This window comes from Desulfosarcina sp., assembly GCF_033791525.1.
Lineage (GTDB): Bacteria > Desulfobacterota > Desulfobacteria > Desulfobacterales > Desulfosarcinaceae > Desulfosarcina.
The window spans coordinates 1-18,633 of the sequence record NZ_JASJGN010000006.1; the positions used below are offsets into that span (position 1 = coordinate 1).

Below are 18,633 nucleotides of genomic sequence, written 5' to 3' on the forward strand. Positions count from 1 at the left end.
AGAAGTCCGATATCTGCGTTACGCTTCATCCCTCGTCACTGCGGAGTACCGTAAGTACACCTCATTCCTCGGGATTTGCAAGCCTTGATCTCGAACTTTTTACGAATCCGTCGGAAATTAGACTTTTTACGAGTTCATCAATCCGAACAGTTGGTATACAAAAAAAGTATAAGTCCGGTCCGGACGACCTGTAAACCCTATAAAACCATCTAGCCATCCCTGATGCGGTATACGGGGAGACGACTGTTTTGAAAATCGTTTGGGATGGTTCAAAATTGGGGCTATGGCGATTCGGTGGTCAGGCGCTGGATGGATCGGCGAAAAATTGAACCCTCCCTACGGCAAGCCGCAGGGAGGGTTCACCGTAAGGATAAAAATCGATTTCCAGTTCGCTCGCTAACCCTGCCGCCCCGATGAGCGGGATCTCCGCTTCGCTTCGACAAGCGGCGAGGAATGTGCTCGCTATCGCGGTTCACATGACCCGATTTCCGGGATGTAAAGGTCTACGTCGGGTCCGTAATTTCATCCAGCGCGATTTCGACCCCCGCCAGGATTTCCGAGCGAAGTTCGGGGATATCCGCCAGTTGTCGCATGATGTCGATCATGGTGTCCCAATCGTAGGCAGGGAAATCAGGATCCGTATTTTGATGGGTGTTGACTTTTTCGTGAAGGCGTCCCTCCAGGTACAGCAGGCGGTAGTAGCCTTTTTCGGCTCTGAGTCCCGCTTTTCCCGGTGGTCGATTTTTCGGTGATCGCGCATCGATGGCTATTTTAAACGTGGTGGCGATCATTCCAAAAAGTCGTGCGTGTTGTTCGGGGGGCAACGCGGCCTGCCGCAGTTTTTCTAAAGTGGGGTGATCGTTCAATGTTTTCCTCAACCGGTTTTGGTGATTGGCGTCCGAATACTTCTACTATTTCGGGTAAACCTTTACGCGCCATTTCTAACATGGTGCCTGGCCATTTAAACGTCAACTGTATTGCCCTGAACCCGGATAAGCGGTATATAGTCGTAAACATAAAGGAGAACATCAGTGCCAAAAGCCAGCAACCTCCAGAAAGGTCACATCATCAATATTGACAACCATCCTTACCAGGTCAAACAGATCGATGTCCACACGCCATCGGCACGGGGGGCCAACACCCTTTACAAGGTCCGATACGCCTCGCTGATCACGGGGCAGAAACTGGACCAGACCTACAAGGGCAATGATACGATGGAAGAGATGGTGGTGGACAAACGCCGGGTGAGCTTTCTCTACCGGGACCAGAACCTGTACACTTTCATGGACAGTGAGAACTACGAGCAGCACACCCTGTCCGAGGAAGCCCTTGAAGGGCAGATCCAATGGCTCATCGACGGACTGGAAGGCATCACGGTGCTGCTCAGGGACGGTCACCCCCTGTGCATCGAATTGCCCCAGACCGTCGATCTGGATATTGTGGAGACCGCTCCGGTGATGAAGGGTGCCACGGCCACCAACCGCAACAAGCCCGCCACGCTGTCCAACGGGGTATCCGTGCTGGTACCCGAATACATGACCGCCGGAGAGGTCGTGCGGGTGAACACGGAGACCGGCCAATACATGACACGGGTTAAAAATTGACCAAGGAGAAACCCATGCCGGACTGCCGACTCACCCACGCAGTAACCGATCGTGATGGCACCCTTTTGCTGGACGCAGGGACCTGCCTTACGCGCCAGGTCATGGACGCATCCGTCCGCGGGCAGGCAGGTGCCATGGCAACCTGCCGTTTGCTGGACTACCGGCAGGTCAGGTCCGACCTGCTGGGCTTTTTCGCCGACTCCCCCTACGACCTGATTTTCCAAGAAGCCCATCGACAGGAAGAACTGCTCAAGATCGCCGGGGATGTCGTCCTGCCTGAACCGGTCCTGGAATCACTTTATCACTTTCGCGAGTGGGATTTTTATACCTATCGCCACACCCTGCTCGTCTTCGCCCTCTCCATTCTCATCGCGCGGGAACTGATCGACGACAGGGACGCCCTGCTTCAGGAGGTCATGGCCGGCCCTACCCACGATATCGGCAAGCTGTGTGTCCCGCTGGAGATTCTGACCAAGGAAACGCCGCTCACCCAGGCCCAGCATGCGCACCTCCGGCACCACGCGGTGGCCGGCTACGTGTTGCTGAGCCACTACTTCCGGGATCCCGGGATCCTTGCCGCCGAGGTGGCCAGGGACCACCATGAACGCAGGGACGGCAGCGGATACCCGCTGGGCATTTCGATCGACAACCTGATGATCGACATCATTATGATCAGCGATGTGTATGACGCCCTGATCTCACCGCGGCCCTACCGCCCGGTCTCATACGATAATCGCACCGCTCTGGAAGAGCTAACCCGTCAGGCTGACGCCGGCACCATCAGCGAAACCGTGGCCCGGGTCCTCGTGGCCCTGAATCGGCGGGCCCAACCCCATTTCAGCCGGTGTGTGGTCTCCACCGAGTGCCGGGGCACCCCACCGTCAAAGAATGTTTATGGGCTCATCGAAACAAAAGATTGAAACCGATGGGCGAAGCGCGGTTGCCAGTGCGGCAACGGGTCATTCGCATCATTGATTTGGCGGTCAGCGTTCCCGGTGCTACACCACCTGGCCGGCACACCATCCCGATGACCAGGCCCATTGCAGGTTGTATCCTCCCAGCCAGCCGGTGACATCCAGCACTTCACCGGTAAAATAGAGGCCCGGTACCCGGCGTGCCTGCATGGTTTTCGAAGAGACGGCATCACAGTCCACGCCGCCCACGGTGACCTCTGCGGTCCGGTATCCTTCGGTTCCGCCGGGTTTGAGTGTCCACCGCTGAAAATGAGCTGAAATTTCTCTGAATTGTTGATGGGAAAGGTGCTGAAGGGGACGTTCTGCCATGGCAGGCGTGATCCGTGCCGCCACCAGCCGTTTGGGCAGGAGCGCCGCCAGGACCGTTTTGATTTGGCGCTGCGGGTGCTGCCGCTGCTGCCCTTTCAGCACCGCCACCAGGTCCATGTCCGGCAGCAGGTCAATGGCAATGGTCTCGCCGGGCTGCCAGTAAGATGAGAGCTGCAGGATGGCCGGGCCGCTGAGTCCCCGGTGGGTGAACAGAATGTTGTCGCGGAACCGATGCTGCCGGCAGCTGACGATGGCATCCACAGCGATACCGGATAAACCGGTAAGCATCTTTTTATCCGCCGGCTGGAGCGTGAAGGGAACCAGGCCGGCACGCGGCGACCGGACCGGTATGTTGAACTGCCGGGCGATCTCATAGCCCAGCGGGCTGGCCCCTGCCCCTGTCATGCATAACCCGCCCGTGGCGATCACCAGGGACTGGCAAGTGTAATTCCCCCGGCTGGTGTGCACCGCGAAAGCGTGATCGGGGCGTCTGTCAATGGTTTCTATTTTCGTGTCCAGGCTGAACGCAACGCCTGCCATTTCGCACTCTGACCACAGCATGTCCAGGATCTGGCGGGCGCTTTCAATACAGAACAGCTGCCCATGGGACCGCTGGCCATAGGCGATGCCGTGTTTGTTGACCAATTCGATAAAATCCCATTGGGTGTAGCGGCTAAGCGCCGATTTGCAGAAGTGGGTATTATTGGAGATGTAGCAGGCGGCTTCAATGTTGAGGTTGGTAAAGTTGCAGCGTCCGCCGCCGGATATTAAAATTTTCCGGCCCGGTGTTTTGCCATGGTCCAGAACCACCACCCGGCGTCCACGTTTGCCGGCTTCCATGGCGCACATCAGTCCCGACGCGCCGGCACCGATGATGATGACATCCGTTTTCGGTTTCAACAGGGCCTTCCTTTCGCCGGCACCCGAAATATTTTGCGATCCCTTTTCGTCAGGCCGCACCCACTGTGCACCCCGCTATGGGTTAACGCCATGTGGTCATCACAACGGGCATTTTCCTTTTCGATAAACGACAGGCAATTGAACCCTCCCCGCCGAAAGCCGCAGGGAGGGTTCACCGTAAGGATGAAAATCAATTTATAGTTCGCTCGCTAACCCGGCCGCACTGGTGCTCGGTATTTCTGCTTCGCTCCGACAAGCGACGGGGTCGGCGAGCGCTGTCGCGGTTCATGACAGGGTGTCGCCTACACAGGCCTGCTGAACAACAGCGAGACAAAGGTCCCTCCGGATGCGCAGGCGTTGACCAATCCGTGGTTCACGGTCATCTCTCGACCGGCTGCCTTCACCACATCCAATGCAGTGATGGGGAATTCCAGACCCAGGGTTGGCGGTACGATGCACTCATGGATGGAGAGCGCCATGGCCGCGGCACGAATACCGCCGGAAGCAAAGTTTTCTCCGATGGCGCCCTTGATGGCCGTTACTGCCGGTGGTTTGGTGTCTTTAAAGACCTGCTCCAGCGCCCGGGCCTCCAACCGGTCGGACTTGACGCCGCCGCTGGCCGCTGCGGAGACGGCATCGATTTTGGCTGGACACACACCGGCCATGGCCATGGCCTTTTGCATGGCCATCACCGGCCCGGTCGGATCCTCTGGCCAATCGTTGGCCGGCGCCGGTGAACCGCTCATTCCCCAACCGGCGATTTCACAGTAGATGGTTGCCCCACGAGACCGAGCCGATCGCAGAGACTCGAGGCAGAGCAGTCCGGTTCCTTCTCCGGCCACCGGACCGTTGCGACGGCGGTCGAAGGGGCGCGCCCCTTCTGCATGGCGGTTCTGCGGAGACAAGGCCTTGAAGCGTTCCAGCATGGTGAAAAAGAAAGGCGACAGAATATCACCGCCGCCGGCCAGCAGTGCATCGGCGCGTCCCTGCCGGATCTGACCCGCCGCGTAGGCGATGGCCGTTTCCGCCGAGGCCTCACGGTGGTTCAAGGTGGTGTTGATTCCCCGCAGCCCCAGTTCGATGGCCGCGTGGCCGGCCGGTGCGTTCATTACGGTATTGGGCACCAGGATGGGGTTGACCCGCCGGGGCCCCTCGGTAAACAGGGTGCCGGCGAACTGCGTGGCCACATCCGTGGCTCCAAAGGCCGTTCCCATCACAATGCCCAAGCGTTTGCGGTCGGTGTTTGCCAGATTGATGCCCGCATCGTCTATGGTCATGCATGCCGAGGCGGTGACCATCTGGGAGAGACGGTCCATGCGCCGCAGGGTGCGAGGGGCGATGAAGTCAACGGGTGAAAAATCGCCAACTTCGCCCCCCAGGTGGGATTTAAAGGGCGTGGTATCGAACCCTTCGATGGGGCGGATGCCGCAACTCCCATCGAAAAGATGGCTGGTAAAGGCCTTCCGCCCGATGCCCAGGGGCGTCACCAGCCCCATGCCGGTTACCACCACCCGCCGGTTCATCGGGCACCGCCGCTTCGCGACCATCTTCCCAGAACCAGACTGGTGTTGTTGCCGCCGAAGGCAAAAGAGTTGGAAAGGACAATGTTAGGCGCGGTCTCCCGCGAGCGACCGGGCACGACGTCCAGGTCGCAGGCCTCGTCGGGGGTCTCGTGGTGGATAGTCGGCGGGAGGAACCCCTGCTCGATGGCCAGCATGCAAACCACGGCTTCGATGGCGCCGGCAGCGCCCAGGGTATGGCCGATCATGGATTTGGTGGAACTGACTGGAACATGCTGCGCCCGGCTGCCGAACACGGTTTTAATGCCTTGGATTTCCATCAGATCGTTGGCCGGTGTGGCCGTACCGTGGGCGTTGATATAATCCACGTCTTTCGGGGAAATACCGGCATCGGCCAGGGCGGCGGTCATGGCACCCACGGCGCCGGCTGCTTTCGGATCCGGGGCGGTCATGTGGTTGGCATCGCAGCTGATTCCGCAGCCGAGCACTTCGCCGTAGATTCGGGCGCCCCGTTTCAGTGCGTGATCCAGCGACTCCAGGATCAGTATCCCGGCGCCTTCCCCCAGGCTCATTCCCCGGCGATGGCGATCGAAGGGCCTGCAGTAATCGGGATCCACGGCCTGCAGGGCGTTGAAGGCCGAATAGGTGATGCGGCACAAGGGTTCGGTGCCGCCGCAGACCACTGCGTCGGCGGCTTCCTGTCGAATCAGATCGGCAGCATAACCAATGGCCGTGGCCCCTGACGAGCAGGCGGTCATGAATGTGGTTTTAGGACCCATGAGTTTCAAATGGGTGGCAATGTGATCCGCCGACGAGGCGCAGGAAAAGGACGCAAACGCAGAGCCGGGCAGCCGGTCGGCTCCGTTTTCCAGGTAGCGGGCAAACACCGGTTCGCACTCCAGCATGCCACCGGCCCCGCCGCCGATGACCACCCCAGTGTCGGCGGCAAGTTCTTCTGGAAAAGGCTTCAAACCGGCTTCTGACAGGGCTTCCAGTGTCGCCGCCATGGCCATGCAGTCCGACCGTGACATGCGCTTTAAGGTGTATTCTTCTGGAATGTGCCGCCGGGGATCGAAATCCCTGACCTGGGCCCCGGTGTGGGAGCGGTAGCCGGAGGTGTCGAACAGGGTTACCGGGCCGATACCACAGACACCCGCCTTCAGGGCGCTGGCAAAGGCCTTGACATTTTTGGCGATGGCGTTGACAGTTCCCCGCCCGGTAACAACTACACAATCTGATTTCATATGCCTCGGTTGGGAAGGTGCAACGTTTTTTTGAAAAGTGGATGTGGTCTTGATGGGCAGGCAAAACTTTAACCCGATGAATCTGTGAAAGTCAAGGCGGTGGAAAGCCAGGTCCGCCAAACCCGCTGACCGCGGTGCACTTTACCGATATGAACACGACCGTTGAACGGCTGCGGATAAGGTGCGCACCCTTCGTCCATTGGCCCTGCTGCATACCATCCCAAAGGGTTGGCTACAGGAAAAAATTCATGTTCGGCCGCGTCGTTGTCTGCGGATTCCCGAGGAAAAAGGCATCCAATTCACCCTTCACGGCTTCCAGATCCCGGGCATTGCCGATCCGTTTGTAAAAGCTGTGGGCGAATTTGAAATTGGCGCTGAAATAGAGGGCAAATTTCTTGTATCGCCTCAGCGCCCGTCGGTCGTCGAAATGCTTTTCCATCAGATCCAGCATGGCAAGGGCCGTGCACTGGTAGATTCCGGTGTCGGGTGAAAGCAGTCCGGCCATCTGGGCCATCAGCCAGGGGCGGGCAATGGCCATCCTGCCGATGGCCACCCCGTCGCAACCGGTGGTCTCCAGCATCCGCAGGCAATCCGTTCCATCGAACACGTCGCCATTGCCGAACACCGGAATGCTTACCGCGTCTTTGACCCGTTTGATATAATCCCAGCGGGGCGGTCGGGAGCGCCGATCCGGGGCCACCCGGGGGTGAAAGGTCAGGGCGTCGGCGCCGGCCGAGGCGAATCGCCGGGCCAGATCCACCGGAATGGCCGGGTCGTCGATCCAGCCCGTGCGAAACTTGACGAACAGAGGGATGGATATGGCCCGGCGCACCGCCTCAACGATTCGGGCGGCCTGGTCCGGTGTCTTCAGCAGGGCCGCCCCGCACCGTTGTTTACAGATGGTGGCCACCGAGCAGCCGAAGTTCAGATCCACCCCGTAAAGGCCTTTTCCCTCGATGATTCGGGCCGCCGTTGCCATGACCGTCGGGTCGGCACCGAAGATCTGCATGACCAGGTGCTGCCGTTCCGCCTCCCGCCAGCTGAAATAGGCGGAGTCGGCACGGACTTCCTGGGGAATTCGCCTGGCGCTGCACATCTCTCCGAAGAGCAGGCCATACCCGCCGAAACCGGCCAGCAGCTCTCGAAAGGCGATATGCCCCAGCAGGGTCATGGGAGCCAGGACCAGCCGGCGATCGATTGTGGTCCGTCCGATGGTCAGGGGACGATTGAGCCGTGAGGCAAGGTCTGATTCCATATCAGTTCTAAGATTAGGTCTTGGGCTGCGTTGTCGGTCGTCGCAGTATTGCAATACGGCTTCCTTACTCCAGCCTTGCCCAAAACCTTATCTTAGAACCGATAGACAATGTGGTTTAGCGCGGCCAGACGAGATGCTGGGGATTGCAGTAAACCATCAGGCTGTCGCCCTTGCCCAGTGACGCCAGGGTAATGTTCAGGGCTGTGGCCAGTTCGACGGCCAGTGCGGTGGGCCGGGAAATGGCCAGGATGACGGGAATCCTTGCCCGTGCCGTTTTTTGGACCAGTTCGTAGCTGATGCGTGACGAGAGGGTCAGCAGCCGTGCCCGCGGCAGTCGTCCGTCGACAAATAGACACCCGATGGCCTTGTCCAGCGCATTGTGACGGCCCACGTCTTCGGCAACGGACAGCTGATTGAACGCATGGTCATAAATAGCGGCAGCATGGGCGGCGCGGGTTTTGTCCCGCAGTGGCTGGTAGTCGCCCAGGCTGAGCAGTCGATCCAGGGCGCCCTTCCCGTTCAGCGGTTCCCCGTCAGCCACCGGCGAAAGTGCCTGGACCAGATCGTCGACAATGGATTTTCCGCAGATGCCGCAGGATGTCTGGCTGATATAGGTCCGTCGATCCAGATGGTCGGCAATTTGTGTTCGCCGCGTGGCGGTAAGGGTGACGGTGACCACATTGGTGTCTTCACCATCGCAGAAGGCAATGTTGGTAATGTCCCCGGGATTGTCCACGATGCCCTCTCCGAGGCAAAAACCCGCCACGTGGGCCTTTTCCTCGCCCGGAGTACGCATGACAACAGCATACGGTGACCCCTGTACCCGTATGGAGAGCGGCTCTTCTCCGATGAAAACCATGGATGCGGATCTCTCCTGCCCGTTTTCCACGATGGTGATGTCTCGATGACGACTGTTCACGACGGTCTTCCCTTTCGGCTCCCTCGAAACGCTGGTACGACTATCCTGTAACTACAAGGAATTGACGGTTCTTGTCCACGACTTTTCCCATTCCCATGGCCGATCAGTTTTTTCTTGACAATGGGGCGGGAAAGTTTGATATTTCTTATTTTTTGAATTCAGGACTAAGCGATTTGTTTTCACAGGAGGGCAGGAACATGTATGCAGTGGTTGCCACAGGCGGTAAGCAATATAAGGTTGCGGAGGGTGATGTGCTTAGGTTTGAGAAGCTCACCGGTGACGTCGGGTCACCGATCGCTTTCGACAATGTCCTTATATTTTCCGATGGCGAAAATGTCAAGATCGGCCAACCCGGTGTAGACGGGGTAACGGTCCATGGCCAGATTGTGGCCCAGGGCAAGAGCAAGAAAATCCTTGTTTTCAAATACAAACGCAGAAAACGGTACCGCCGCAAACAAGGCCATCGCCAGCCGTTCACGGCCGTTCGTATCGATCGTATCGAGGCGTAAACCTTTTTCCGAAACATCTGCAAGGGTTGCCGGCGCATCTGTACATCCGTTCGGTGCCCTTTTGTTATTGAGGAGGAAACCATGGCACACAAAAAAGCAGCCGGTAGTTCAAAGAACGGTCGAGACAGTAATTCCCAGCGCCGGGGGATCAAGCGCTATGGCGGCCAGGAGGTACTTGCCGGCAATATCCTGGTTCGACAGGTCGGCACCAGAATCCATCCAGGCGTCAATGTCGGAATTGGCAAAGATTATACTCTTTTTGCCCTGATCGACGGTGTCGTCACCTATGAAAGAAAAGGCCGAGACCGTAAACAGGTCAGCGTCTATGCAGCGTGAAATTCATAGACGAGGCACGCATTACCGTCCAGTCGGGCAAGGGCGGAGCCGGATGCGTCAGCTTGCGGCGGGAAAAGTACATCCCCAAAGGCGGGCCTGACGGGGGTGACGGGGGACGCGGCGGAGACGTCATTTTCAAAGCCACCACCAAAAAGCGCACCCTCTACCACCTTCAGTTTCAAAAGCTTTGCAGAGCTAAAAACGGATCCGGCGGCCAGGGTAACAATCGGGCCGGCAGGGGCGGTGAGGACCTGATCATCGAACTGCCTCCCGGCACCCTGGTGGTCGACGTTGACACAGGAGACCTCATTAAAGACCTCGTCGATCCCGACGAGGTCTTTGTCGTTGCAAAAGGAGGCCGGGGGGGCCTGGGAAACGCACGGTTCAAATCATCGACCAACCGGACGCCCCGCTTTGCGCAGCCGGGTGAGCCGGGCCAGACCCTGAACCTGCGGCTGGAGTTGAAGCTGCTGGCCGATGTGGGCGTCGTGGGGCTGCCCAATGCCGGCAAATCGACGCTGGTTTCCGCCATGTCCTCAGCCAGGCCCAAGATCGCCGACTATCCCTTTACCACCCTGACACCGAACCTGGGTGTGGTTCAAACCAACCGCCGGGAGCCTTTCATTATGGCCGATATTCCCGGGTTGATCGAGGGGGCCCACACCGGTACCGGCCTGGGTATCCAGTTCCTGCGGCATGTGGAGCGGACACGCGTGCTGGTGCACCTGGTGGATGCCGCCGCCATCGATTCCGACCATCCGCTCAGGGACCTCGATACGGTCAACCGGGAGCTGCACCAGTATAGCCCAACGCTATCCGAAAAACCCCAGCTCGTGGTGTTGAACAAGATGGATGTGGCCTGGGCCGAGGATGCGGCCACACTTTTCAGGCAAGCCTTCGGCGAGGGCGACCTGCTGAAGATTTCCGCCGCCACCGGCAAGGGGCTCGATCGGCTGACTGCAACCCTGTGCAACCTGCTGGATCAAATGGATGAAGCGCAATCGGAAGAAAAAGAGTAACGCCATCAGGCGGGCCGTCGTTAAGGTGGGCAGCAATGTGCTGACCGCCCAGGCCGGCCTGAACATCGATGCCATTTCCTCCATCAGCAGCCAGATTTGCCGGCTTCTGGACCAAGGCATTCAGATCATTCTTGTCTCTTCGGGTGCCATGGCCTCGGGCATGAAGAAAATGGGTTTTCCCAAGCGGCCCGAAGCAATTCCCAAACGACAGGCCATCTCCGCCATCGGTCAGGCGGGCCTGATCCGTGAGTGGGAAAAGGCCTTTGCCCGGTTTGATCGCAAGGTGGCTCAGATACTGCTCACCAGCGACGATCTTGTCAGCCGCAAACGCTACCTGAATGCCAGGAATACCATGAACACCCTGCTCGAATGGCAGGTGGTGCCGATTATCAATGAAAACGACACCATCATGGTGGAAGAGATCAAACTGGGGGACAACGACAATCTGGCAGCCATGATCTCCCTGCTGTTGGATGCCGACATATTTATCAATCTTACCGATATCGACGGACTGTATGACAAGGATCCCCGGGTCTTTCCGGATGCCCAGCTCATTCCCCGGGTAGCCACCTACAGCAGGAGCATCGAAAAGTACGCCGGCGATATCCCCGGTGCCTTGGGCACCGGGGGGATGTTGAGTAAGATCAAAGCCGCTCGCAAGGTCACCGCATCGGGAATACCCATGGTGATTGCCAAAGGGTACCGGCCGGACATCCTGATTCGCCTGGCAGCAGGAGAGCCTCACGGCACGTATTTTGTGCCCCGGGAGCAAAAACTGAACCGCAAAAAATGCTGGATTGGCTACACGGTCAACCCCCAGGGTACAATCAAGGTCGATGCCGGGGCCGCCAAGGCGCTGATGAACAACGGGAAAAGCCTGCTGCCCAGCGGCATCGTCGATGTCCAGGGTCAGTTTCCCGTGGGCGCAGCGGTGGCAGTGGTTACGGAAGAACGCCGATTGATCGGCAACGGGCTGGTGAACTACAATGCCGAGGAGATCCGAATCATCATGGGTCTCAGGACCAGCCAGATCAAAGCCCGTCTTGGCCAGAAAACCTACGATGAAGTGATCCACCGGGACAATCTGGTGATCACCGGGGAACCCGAAGCCGCCTGAGCGTCAACTCTCTTTCAGAGGAAATACCATGGATATCGATCGAACCATCCGACAAATGGCTCGCGACGCCAAACAGGCCGCCGGCGTGATGGGCTGCTGTGCAACGGACCAAAAGAACCAGGCCCTGACGAACATGGCCGGCTTGTTGGAGCAGCAGGCGGAAACGATCGTTCAGGAAAACCGCAAGGACCTGAAGCGGGCCGGGGAAGCGGGCCTTTCGAGTGCCATGGTGGACCGGCTCACCGTCTCGGCGAAAACCATTGCCGTCATGGCCGGCGGTCTCCGGGAAGTGGCCGCCTATCCCGACCCGGTGGGAACCATGGGCGAAACGCAGGTGCGGCCAAACGGACTGCGGGTATCGAAGATGCGCATTCCCTTGGGCGTAATCGGTATCATCTATGAGTCGCGACCCAATGTCACCATCGATGCCGCCGGGTTATGCCTGAAATCCGGCAACGCCGTCATATTGCGGGGCGGTTCCGAGGCACTGTATTCCAACCGGGCCCTTGCCGGCATTATCGGCCAGGCCCTGGAATCGGCCGGATTGCCGGCGCAGGCCGCCCAGGTGGTTTCCACGGAAGACCGTGCAGCGATCACCGTCCTGCTGGCCCAGGACGCGTTCGTGGACCTGATCATTCCCCGGGGCGGTGAAGGGCTGATCCGATTTGTGGCCGAGAATTCCAGGATCCCCGTACTCAAGCACTACAAAGGAGTCTGCCATGTTTTTGTGGACCAGATGGCCGACCTTCTAATGGCTGAAGATATCTGTTACAATGCCAAGGTTCAGCGTCCCGGCGTGTGCAACGCCATGGAAACGCTGCTGGTCCACGAACAGGTGGCTCAAGATTTCCTGCCGGCCATGGCCCGGCGATATGATACGGCAGATGTACAGCTTCGGGGATGCCCGAAAACCTGCGAAATCCTTCCCGATATCTCCCCCGCCACGGACGCGGATTGGCCTGCAGAATACCTGGACTTGATTCTGTCGGTCAAGGTGGTAGCGGACATGGAGGACGCCATGGCCCACATCGCCCGCTACGGGTCGAACCACACGGAGGCGATAGTCACGAGCGATTACCGCCGGGCCCACCGGTTTGTTCGGGATGTGGACGCCTCGGTGGTTCTAGTCAACGCCTCCACCCGGTTTAATGACGGCGGGCAGTTGGGGTTGGGTGCTGAAATGGGCATCAGCACCTCCAAACTGCACGCCTTCGGTCCCATGGGGCTCCAGGAATTGACCACTCAGAAGTTCGTGGTTTTGGGCGACGGCCAGGTTCGGGAGTAGCCCTATGCAAGGCTTTAAGATAATTAATGTGGGCTGCATTATCGGTTGTCGCAGCCTAGCATAGTGCGGCTTCCTCCCTCTATCCTTGCCAAATTAATCATCTTAAATCCTTGGGGAGCAGGTCATGCGAGCAGGAGTATTCGGCGGAACCTTCAATCCGATCCACAAGGGTCACCTGATGGTGGCCGAACGGGTTTTCCAGCGATTTTCTCTGGACCGGCTCTATATCATCCCTTGTCGGGTGCCCCCCCACAAATTTCCTGTATTCCTGGCACCGGCGGCCGAGCGGGTCCGAATGATCCAACTGGCCCTGCCCACCGATTCCCGCTACCGCCTGTCCGATGTCGAAATCCAACGCAACGGTCCGTCATACACCATCGACACGGTGGACCACTTCAAAACCCGGATCACTCCCGGTGCCACGCTGTTTCTGATGATGGGAATGGACGCGTTCCTGGAGATTCACACCTGGAAAAGCTATCGACGGTTGCTGGAAACCGTCCAAGTGGTGGTGGTAATCCGGAGGGTGGACGGCAGGATGCCAGCCAGCGGCGATTTCAGCCGTATGGACGGCTATATTCGTTCCCGGTTGTCAGAAGATTATCACCATGTCCACGAACCGCCTTGTTGGCAGCGGGCCGGCGAAAACAGGATCCACCTGTTGCCGACCCGACCGATAGACATCTCTTCCAGCCAGATCAGGCAGCGAATCAGGGCAGGAAAAGAGATCGTTGACCTTGTTCCACCGAAGGTAAACGCTTATATTGAAAAAAAGGAACTTTATCGATGACCAAGACAAGTGATGCTGAACTGGACGTTTATGTCAAATCAGCCCTTGGAAAAAAAGCCAGAAATCCGGTCCTTTTAGACGTAGGCCAACTCACCAGCCTGGCGGACGCGTTTCTCATCTGCCACGGGACGTCCAACCGTCAGGTCAGCGCCATCGCCGAACATATCCAGCGGGACCTGAAAAAACAGGGCATCAAGGCCCTGAGTGTCGACGGCCTCAAGGAGGGTCACTGGGTGCTCATGGACTACGGGCACGTGGTCATCCACGTCTTTTTCGAAAGTACGCGCAGTTTTTACAATCTGGAAGGGCTGTGGTCCGATGCCCGGCGCATTCAGACTGAAAGCCTGAAACAAGTGGTCGATTATCCGGATGACGATATGGGTGTAGACGAATCGGTATTCATCGAATAGCGCTAATTTCAAAACGCCCCATTTCGGCCAATATCGGCGTTGAGCTCACCTTTCAATCCTCGAAATACGACATGTATTCCTCCGGTTGAAATGATCGCCCGCCTTGATCTTGACCGAACTGCAACGTTTTGAAACAGGCGCTAACACCAATAAAGAACCATTGGAGAGCAAAGAAAATGCCCAAAAAAACCCATATGCTGATCATCCTTGACGGATGGGGAATCGGAGCCGACGAACCCACCAATGCCGTCCTGATGGCCCATACACCGTTTCTGGACCGGCTTCAATCCAGCTATCCATCGACGCAACTGCGTTGCTCGGGCAGGGATGTGGGGCTGCCCGAAGGCATCATGGGCAACAGCGAAGTGGGGCATATGAACATCGGTGCCGGACGTGTCGTCTATCAGAACCTGGTGCGCATCGACAAAGCGATCGAAGAGGGGTCCTTCTTCGAAAATGAAGCGTTTGGCGCCATTATGGATGCGGTGGCTGCCCGCGGCACGGCGCTGCACCTGATGGGCCTGCTGTCCGATGGCGGGGTCCACAGCCAGCTCACCCATCTGCTGGCCCTGCTGGACATGGCCCAGCAAAAAGGGCTGTCCAGGGTCTTCGTGCATGCCATACTCGACGGCCGGGATACACCGCCGGACAGCGGCGTGAATTATCTGAAGCAGCTGCAGGACCATATACAGGCCATCGGCAACGGTGCTGTCGCATCCGTCTGCGGCCGCTACTATGCCATGGATCGGGACAAACGATGGGATCGGGTGGAAAAAGCCTACCGGCTTTATTGCGAAGGCCATGGCCGGGTGGAAACCGATCCGGTGGCCGCCGTTAAATCAGCCTACAACCGTGATGAAACCGACGAATTCGTCCAGCCGGTGGTGATGGTCGACGAAAGCGGCAAACCGGTGGGCACGGTGACCGACGGCGACGGGATCATCTTTTTTAACTTCCGTGCGGACCGTGCCCGGGAGATTACCCGGGCGTTTACCGAAAAAAAATTCGATGGATTCGAGCGCCTGGTGGTTCCGGCGCTTTCCGGCTACACCACCATGACCCTATACGACGAAGGATTACACCTTCCCATGGCCTTTGGCCCCGTTCACCTGGAGATGATTCTCGGAGAAGTCCTGAGCCGCCAGGGGCTATGCCAGCTGCGAATCGCCGAAACCGAGAAGTACGCCCATGTCACCTATTTCTTTAATGGCGGTGAAGAAACGCCCTTTGAAAACGAAGAGCGTTGCCTGATTCCCTCTCCCCGCGATGTGGCCACCTACGACCAGAAGCCGGAAATGAGCGCCTACCAGGTGGCCGACGAAGTGGTTGCCCGGCTGGATTCGGATAAATACGATTTCATCGTGCTCAATTTTGCCAACATGGACATGGTGGGACACAGCGGTGTGATGGCCGCCGCCGTCAAGGCCTGCGAAACCGTTGACCGATGTCTGGAAAAAGTAGTCAACAAGCTCTGGGAGAAAGATGGCCTGGCCCTGGTAACCGCCGATCACGGCAACTCGGAAAAGATGGCCGGTCCTGACGGCAAACCGTTTACGGCCCACACCACCAATCCGGTTCGCCTGTTGCTGCTGGACAACAGCCGAAAGGGGGTTCGCCTGCAAGAAGGCCGGTTGGGCGATATCGCGCCGACGCTTCTGGAACTGATGGGGCTGGAAAAACCGGCGCAGATGACCGCACAGAGTCTACTGCGGACCTGAAGGTCGTCACACCAACGCCTGTATAGGGTAGAGCCAAGGGAAGGCGTTGCTTTTTATGCTGACGAACCGGCTTCAGCGGCCCGACAACGTGATGTCCACGTTAAGGTCGTCGGCAACGGCACGCAACCCTTTTTCCACCGGATCCATGGCGGTCTCATTGGGTATCTGGACTCGGATGTCCATGACGTACATGGCCGTACCGCTTTCTGGCGAGGCCTTGACCGTGGACTTGAGGTCGACGATATTGATGCGGTTGTCTGCCAGGAAACGGCTGACCTTGTAGACGATCCCAGCCTGGTCCAGCCCTTCCACATGCAGTGTGCGAATGAAGACCGCGTTGCCGGGTTTATTAACCGCTTTCTGTGGCTCCAGCGGGCGCAGGAACGCGGAAATCCCTTTTTCCTGCTCCAGTCTGCGGCAGTCCCTGGACAGCGGGCCGGCCACTTCCGCCGAGCCGGCGGTGAACAGCAGGATCAGGGTAAATTCCCCAGCCATCAGGGTCATGGAGGTGTCCTCCAGATTGCAGCCGTTTTCATACAGAATCCCAGTTACATCGGCCACGATGCCGGGTCGGTCCTTGCCGAAAGCGGTCATGATGAATCGTTGTCCCATGATAACTCCTCTCTGCGGGTGTGATAAAAGTGTTGGCTACGCCAATCCGTGAAATCCGTCAACCATTTTGGGCTGCGGAAAAAACCTATCGCCGTGTCTGCGTTTGTGACGACCGTTGATTCCATGAAAAAAGATCACCACCGACAAGGTGGCAGCCTGCCGCGCCAGGCGCACTCCAGGGCCCTGGACAGTGCCTTTCGGATTCTGGCCCGGAGGGACCACACCCAAAAGGAATTGAAGGCCAAACTTCGGCAAAAGGGGTTTGACCGTCCCGCCATCGAGGGTGCCCTGGCGCGATGCCTTGAGCTGGGGTATCTGGACGATGCCAAAACCGCCACGATCATCGCCGGGCACCTGGTCGAAAGCGGATACGGCCCCCTGCGGGTTCGCCAGACCCTCGGGCAAAAAGGGATAGACGATGCAGCTATTGAACAGGCGCTGGCCCGCTGCGGTGATGAGGATACCCAGGTGCTCAGCGCCCGTCGCATGCTGGAAAAAAAAGCGTTTCACTTGAGCCGCGAGGCCGATCCATGGAAACGCCGCCAAAAGGCCTACCGCTATTTAGCCGGTCGGGGCTTCTCGTCAACCGTCATCAACATGGCCATCACCGACGTCTGAGGCCCGCGCGTTCAGCGGCGCAGGTAGGTAAAGTCGGCGTCGGGCCGTCCCACGAAACAGGTTTGGCTGAAACCGTAACGCCGGATAACGGCGAGGGCTTGCCGCGCTTCGGTCTGGCCCTGGCCGAAATCGAACAGCCATCGCCGGCCGGACACGATCTTCCAGCTTCCCTGAATGTTGCTTACCGTTGCTCTCTTCGGGTCAAAAGCAACGCAATCTTCACCGGCCATGCCGCCCGACGGGCTTCCGCCTTTTGCCAGCATATAGGAAAATTGTGGATTCGGCCGGCCGACCAAGCAGGCGCGGTCCATGCGGTAATGAATGATCACATTCAGCGATTGGCGGGCGGCGGCCTGGTTGGGCCCGAAATCGAACAGCCAGTGGTCACCGCCAACGATCTTCCATCTTCCTTTCACCTGGCGAACGCCAAGGGCGGCCGGGTCGAAGCGAACGCAATCCTCCTTTCCAGACGGTTTCAGCTGCTTCAGCGGCTGGGTGACTGAGGCGTCTGTCTTTATTCGGGTCCATCGGGAAGCGGCAAATCCGCCGGTTTTGTTCACGACCCGCAGTTCGTTCCCGTCCTTTTCAAGCACCAGTTCCAGGTCGCCTGCACCCCTTGTCCGGCCCTTGGGAACATCGGTCCAGTTACCCTTGATGCGGGTTCCGTGAATGCGGCCGGAAAATACATTTGACCATGCCGGCTGTGAATCGGCGGCTTCACCATACCAGTGCACGTGGCTGCCGGTCTGGCGTAAATAATAGGTGCCCCCGTCGTTACCTGACCATCGGCCGCTCAGATCGCCCCATGCAGCTGAGACCAGCACGCTAAAAAGAAGCACACCTGCATAAAGAATGCTTTTCACGAGGAATGCCCTACTCAGAAAAGGTGAAAACGGGATATCGAGAGGGGCCTATAAAATTGGCCGCCTGCGTGGCCACTGCCATTTTGTTTTCACAGACGATGGACTATCGTTTTCCCACCTTAGCGGAGAAAACCATCCCTTCCAATTCCGCGTAGGATTGTGCACCCACCAGCCGCTGGCCGTTGAGGACAAAGGTGGGCACAGCGGTAATTCCCATCTGACGGGACCGTTGCCAGTCCTGGTCCACCGCTTCACGATAGGATCGTTGATCCATCACCGCCTGTGCCGCTGCGGGGTCCAGTCCAACCGCCGAGCAAATTTGGAGTAAAACCGGCAGGCGGGCTATATTTTCACCGCGCTGGAAATAGGACAGGAACACGGCCTGGTGAAAAGCGTCGCCATGGCCCTGATCCTCGGCCCATTTGCCCAGTTCCTGAGCCAGCCTGCTGTTGAAGGTCATTTTCCGTTCGCCGAAGGGCAGGTTCAGTTCCCGCGCCACCTGGCGCAGCCGGGCCAGCATGCCGGGGATATCCACCGGCTGACCGGCAAACAGCGCTTCCAGGGTCTGTCCGGTTTGCGGTGTTTCCGGATGCAGGGGAAATGCCGTCCATTTGACCTGGATGTGAAATGC

At 58.3% G+C, this 18,633-nt stretch carries 20 protein-coding genes; 11 read left to right on the top strand and 9 right to left on the bottom strand.

All coding sequences use genetic code 11. The features are described 5' to 3' along the window. Positions 1-503: 503 nt before the first annotated feature. Positions 504-866 carry a hypothetical protein gene (locus QNK41_RS00150; protein ID WP_319252511.1) on the bottom strand — a complete coding sequence of 121 codons (363 nt, stop codon included), beginning with the start codon at positions 864-866 and terminating at the stop codon, positions 504-506. A gap of 165 nt (positions 867-1,031) precedes the next feature. Between QNK41_RS00150 and yeiP the strand changes: the two genes are divergently transcribed. Together yeiP and QNK41_RS00160 are read left to right on the top strand one after the other, a co-directional pair. Continuing rightward, entirely contained in the window at positions 1,032-1,604 is a 573-nt protein-coding gene (yeiP, locus tag QNK41_RS00155) for an elongation factor P-like protein YeiP (RefSeq protein ID WP_319252512.1), read from the top strand. 14 nt (positions 1,605-1,618) lie between these two features. Then, on the top strand, positions 1,619-2,524 hold the full coding sequence (locus tag QNK41_RS00160) for an HD-GYP domain-containing protein (RefSeq protein ID WP_319252514.1): 906 nt from the start codon (positions 1,619-1,621) through the stop codon (positions 2,522-2,524). Between the two features lie 78 nt (positions 2,525-2,602). Here the strand turns inward: QNK41_RS00160 and QNK41_RS00165 are convergent, their stop codons facing one another. The 5 genes from QNK41_RS00165 to fdhD form a co-directional block, all read right to left on the bottom strand. After that, positions 2,603-3,787 carry an NAD(P)/FAD-dependent oxidoreductase gene (locus tag QNK41_RS00165; RefSeq protein WP_319252516.1) on the bottom strand — a complete coding sequence of 395 codons (1,185 nt, stop codon included), beginning with the start codon at positions 3,785-3,787 and terminating at the stop codon, positions 2,603-2,605. A 302-nt stretch (positions 3,788-4,089) separates the two neighbouring features. Continuing rightward, positions 4,090-5,310: a beta-ketoacyl-[acyl-carrier-protein] synthase family protein gene (locus tag QNK41_RS00170; protein WP_319252518.1), complete on the bottom strand. Its 1,221-nt coding sequence runs from the start codon at positions 5,308-5,310 to the stop codon at positions 4,090-4,092. Next, complete coding sequence (locus QNK41_RS00175) at positions 5,307-6,551, bottom strand: beta-ketoacyl-[acyl-carrier-protein] synthase family protein (RefSeq protein WP_319252520.1); 1,245 nt, start codon at positions 6,549-6,551, stop codon at positions 5,307-5,309. Before QNK41_RS00175 ends, QNK41_RS00170 begins: the two co-directional genes overlap by 4 nt. Before the next feature lie 232 nt (positions 6,552-6,783). Beyond that, entirely contained in the window at positions 6,784-7,806 is a 1,023-nt protein-coding gene (locus QNK41_RS00180; protein ID WP_319252522.1) for a tRNA-dihydrouridine synthase family protein, read from the bottom strand. 115 nt (positions 7,807-7,921) lie between these two features. After that, positions 7,922-8,725 carry a formate dehydrogenase accessory sulfurtransferase FdhD gene (gene fdhD, locus QNK41_RS00185; protein WP_319252524.1) on the bottom strand — a complete coding sequence of 268 codons (804 nt, stop codon included), beginning with the start codon at positions 8,723-8,725 and terminating at the stop codon, positions 7,922-7,924. 197 nt (positions 8,726-8,922) lie between these two features. Between fdhD and rplU the strand changes: the two genes are divergently transcribed. From rplU to gpmI, 8 genes are all read left to right on the top strand, one after another. Further along, a complete protein-coding gene (gene rplU, locus QNK41_RS00190) occupies positions 8,923-9,234 on the top strand; it encodes a 50S ribosomal protein L21 (RefSeq protein ID WP_319252526.1) in 312 nt (103 codons plus the stop codon). A gap of 81 nt (positions 9,235-9,315) precedes the next feature. Beyond that, positions 9,316-9,570, top strand: coding sequence for a 50S ribosomal protein L27 (gene rpmA / locus QNK41_RS00195; protein ID WP_319252528.1), 255 nt, complete (start codon positions 9,316-9,318; stop codon positions 9,568-9,570). Next, positions 9,567-10,589 (top strand): GTPase ObgE, encoded by a 1,023-nt coding sequence (gene obgE / locus QNK41_RS00200; protein WP_319252530.1) that lies wholly within the window; start codon positions 9,567-9,569, stop codon positions 10,587-10,589. The genes rpmA and obgE overlap by 4 nt, the downstream gene beginning before the upstream one ends. Next, a complete protein-coding gene (gene proB / locus QNK41_RS00205; RefSeq protein WP_319252532.1) occupies positions 10,561-11,706 on the top strand; it encodes a glutamate 5-kinase in 1,146 nt (381 codons plus the stop codon). The genes obgE and proB overlap by 29 nt, the downstream gene beginning before the upstream one ends. Positions 11,707-11,734: 28 nt before the next feature. Next, positions 11,735-12,991, top strand: a complete 1,257-nt coding sequence (locus tag QNK41_RS00210) for a glutamate-5-semialdehyde dehydrogenase (protein WP_319252533.1) — start codon at positions 11,735-11,737, stop codon at positions 12,989-12,991. A gap of 124 nt (positions 12,992-13,115) precedes the next feature. Then, a complete protein-coding gene (gene nadD / locus QNK41_RS00215) occupies positions 13,116-13,781 on the top strand; it encodes a nicotinate (nicotinamide) nucleotide adenylyltransferase (protein WP_319252535.1) in 666 nt (221 codons plus the stop codon). Continuing rightward, on the top strand, positions 13,778-14,191 hold the full coding sequence (gene rsfS / locus QNK41_RS00220) for a ribosome silencing factor (protein WP_319252537.1): 414 nt from the start codon (positions 13,778-13,780) through the stop codon (positions 14,189-14,191). The genes nadD and rsfS overlap by 4 nt, the downstream gene beginning before the upstream one ends. A 176-nt stretch (positions 14,192-14,367) precedes the next feature. Then, positions 14,368-15,909, top strand: a complete 1,542-nt coding sequence (gene gpmI / locus QNK41_RS00225) for a 2,3-bisphosphoglycerate-independent phosphoglycerate mutase (protein ID WP_319252540.1) — start codon at positions 14,368-14,370, stop codon at positions 15,907-15,909. Positions 15,910-15,981: 72 nt separating this feature from the next. Here the strand turns inward: gpmI and QNK41_RS00230 are convergent, their stop codons facing one another. After that, a complete protein-coding gene (locus tag QNK41_RS00230; protein ID WP_319252541.1) occupies positions 15,982-16,521 on the bottom strand; it encodes a glycine cleavage system protein R in 540 nt (179 codons plus the stop codon). A gap of 123 nt (positions 16,522-16,644) precedes the next feature. Here QNK41_RS00230 and QNK41_RS00235 point away from each other — a divergent pair, with 123 nt between their 5' ends. Continuing rightward, positions 16,645-17,139: a regulatory protein RecX gene (locus tag QNK41_RS00235; protein ID WP_319252543.1), complete on the top strand. Its 495-nt coding sequence runs from the start codon at positions 16,645-16,647 to the stop codon at positions 17,137-17,139. Positions 17,140-17,150: 11 nt separating this feature from the next. On the opposite strand, the gene QNK41_RS00240 is transcribed toward QNK41_RS00235, so the two are convergent. Further along, the gene (locus QNK41_RS00240; protein ID WP_319252545.1) at positions 17,151-18,002 is read right to left on the bottom strand and encodes a hypothetical protein; all 852 of its coding nucleotides are present in this window, start codon (positions 18,000-18,002) and stop codon (positions 17,151-17,153) included. A gap of 103 nt (positions 18,003-18,105) precedes the next feature. Next, positions 18,106-18,633: DsbA family protein (locus tag QNK41_RS00245; protein WP_319252547.1), on the bottom strand; the 528-nt coding region annotated here is incomplete at its 5' end.